1 protein-coding gene and 1 pseudogene are annotated in these 3,040 nt (G+C 40.9%); both read right to left on the reverse strand.

Going from position 1 to position 3,040, the window contains the following annotated elements:
- Window positions 1-207 (reverse strand): annotated as a pseudogene (locus tag ACTWQB_RS17005) (phage tail family protein); the annotation flags it as partial.
- Between the two features lie 3 nt (window positions 208-210).
- Window positions 211-3,040 (reverse strand): phage tail tape measure protein (locus ACTWQB_RS17010; RefSeq protein ID WP_443140349.1); only part of this gene is annotated, 2,830 nt, incomplete at its 5' end.

Raw genomic sequence — 3,040 nt, forward strand, 5'->3', positions numbered from 1 at the left:
ATCGGTTTTCGTAATCGACCCTTGTAAATCGATATATCTAGGAAGTAGTTTGGTATCAGCGTATAGTTCTCCATCTTGATAAGGGACTGCTTGGCCTTGTAATTCTGCCCCTACTTCACCGATTCCACTTAAATCTTCAATTACTAAAGGTGATAGATAAAAAACGATGTCTTCACCTCTAGCATTTTCATATGTTAACCGCCTCAACATCTACCACCTCAATTCCATGGCTAATTCTCGACTGGCTTTCTTTTGTAACCTTGCAGCTTCAGCTGGTGATACAGGCTCCGGACTCTGGATGGTAATATGTTGGGTGATGTTTGTTGGAGATTCACGCCCCGCAGAGTGACTAGAACCGTAACTATCAGCAGGTTGATGTCTTTCCTTTCCGATGAGAGCTAATAGTTTCATAAACTCACTCGGAGGTCGGACTCCATCAGCATAAGCAGGCAAGGCATTCATTAATTGTTTAGATTCATCATGTGTAAAAACCTGGGTTCCTCTCGGTAAATCATAGATACCAAGTGGTAAGGCTGCCCAGTTATTTTTGTAACGTGCTAATTCCCAACCTTCTTCTCCAACGATGGCAGGGCCACCAGGGTGGTGGTTTGTACCTTCCGCATAACTCAACATTCGATAACCTGGATCAGGAGCACTAATGTTGACAGGTTTATTAATTGGTTGAGCAAGACGATTATTTAGATCATCAGCAAAATAAGCCATATCTTTTAACGTATCTCGCGATCGACCTAATCGAGCTATTTGTTCATCAATCTTCTCGATTTGTTCTTGATATTCATCTGTCATCCCGGCGTTTTGACCTTGTAGTTCTTGAAGCTCAGACTTTTCATCTTTAAGCTTTTGGATTTCTTTATCAATCGCTTCAAGGCCTCTTCCTTTTTCAAAGTTAATATCGTGTTGCGTTAATAACAATGCTTCATAATCGTATTTTAATTGATCAATTTCTTTAAGCTGTTCTCTAGTCTGTTCTAAATCATCATTCTTCTGGTTATAAATATCTTTAGCAGTATCTAATTGCTCTTGTAAGGTGTCTAGTTTTTCCTGTTCTTGCAAACGGTTATCGTCTAATTGACCATACTCTTCAATTAGTTGTTGGATTCGAGCATCGCCTTCTTCATACCCTAATTCTAATAACCTTTGCATCTCTGCTTGAATATCGTTTTGCTCTTGTTCAATTCCATTAACGATCTTTAATTGCTCAATATAGTCGTCGTGTGCCTTTTGACGGTCAATTAGCGCTTGGCTCTTTTCTTCTTCAAGTCTGGCTTGGTCTTCTAGTAATTGCGTCTCATTTCTAAGAGCCTCCATTAGATCACGTTCAGCAATCATCAGCATTTCTTCACGTTTTTCTCTGTTCAATTCTTTGAGTGCTTGTAAGTTATCTGCATATGCGTTTCCCTGTTCGCTAATCGCTTCAGCTGTGCTAGGTGACTTTTCGATTATCTCATCATTCAACTTTAAGAATTCATTCATTTCATCTTGAGTAAAGCCTGATTGTTTTTCTAATTCTTCTTTTTTCTTTGTTAACTCTTCAACTTTCTCAGGTGACGATGTACTTGATAAATCATCTAAAACGTCCATATATTCAAGCATTTCATCAGATGTTAATTTGTTTTGTCGTTCTAATTCTTCAAATCTGGTAATCAATTCGTCTGTGGCATTTATTTCATCTTCCATTTGCCGAACCTTTTCATAACTAACCTCACTTAACTCTTCAGAACGGTTTTTAACAGCATATATCCCTGCACCTAACGCTGTTAACCCACCGATGGCGAGCCCGACCGGACCACCTAAACCAAAGCCAGCAATACGACCTAACAAGCCAGCACCACCAGCTCTACCAATAATACCGCTTAAAGCGGCCATTCCGCCAGTTACTGTACTAATAGCTTTAAATGTCGTACCTAAAACTAAGCTAACTGGGCCTATCGCTGCTACAAATCCCGCTGTTGATAATATTGTTTTTTGAGTTGACGTATCTAACTCATCAAACCATTCGGCTAAATTCGTAACACCTTCTATTAACGGAGGCAAATGATCTCTTGCCACCGTCAATAAAATTTCACCCGCTGGTTTTAACCCTCTAATTGCTTTATTACGTATTTCTGCAAACTCTTCGCCCATCGTTTTGGTTTCTTCAGCTGTGGTTTCAATAGAACCTTTAGCCCCTTCTGCACCTTCAGCTAATTCATCAAATGCAGGAATGGCACGATTTCGTATAGCTGTCATTAAACGTTGAGCCCCTTCAGCCCCAAACGTTTCAGTTGCTAAAGATAACGCTTTTTGTTTATCTTCAGTTTCGACTATGGTTTCAACAATATTCTCTAATTCTTCACGACTGTTTTTACCCTCGTCAGCCCAATTTCGGAAAGCTTTATTCAATCCAGGCATAATACGACTAACCGCAATCCCATTCGATTCGAGACTCGCCATGAAATGAGCTGCCTCATCCATCTCAAATCCAGCGTTATTTAACACCGAACCATAGTTGGTTAACTGACTATTTAATTCACCTAACCCAACACCATAGTCTTGGGTTAACTTATACATGTAATCTAATACATCGGCCCCTTGTTCAGCTGGTAGTTGCCATTGTTTTAACGCTTCTCCAAACGTTTGGGCATTTTGCGTGGCATCTTCTTTGAGTAAACGAGAGACGTCTAAAACACGTTTAGTTAAGCCTTCTAAGACGCTCCCTGTTGCTCCAGTGAACGTATTCAAGTTCGCAAGAGCGCCTGCGACTTGTTCAGCCCCATCTGGAACACTTGTAAAGACGTTATCAAATGACTCTTCTAATTCGTCTAAAGCTTCACCTGTCGCACCTGTCCCCACTCGAATATCACGGTAGGCCTGTTCCACTTTGTCGGCTGCCCCAAGCGCTAATCCCCCAGTTGCAACAATAGGAGCTGTCACACGCATACTCATGGTTTGGCCAAAACCGGTAAGGGTATCGCCCATGTTATTCATTTTGTCTGAAAACTGGTCTAAATTCGTCGTTAAACGACCCCAACCAGATTCT

The organism is Piscibacillus sp. B03 (genome assembly GCF_052246295.1).
Taxonomy (GTDB): Bacteria; Bacillota; Bacilli; order Bacillales; family Alkalibacillaceae; genus Piscibacillus.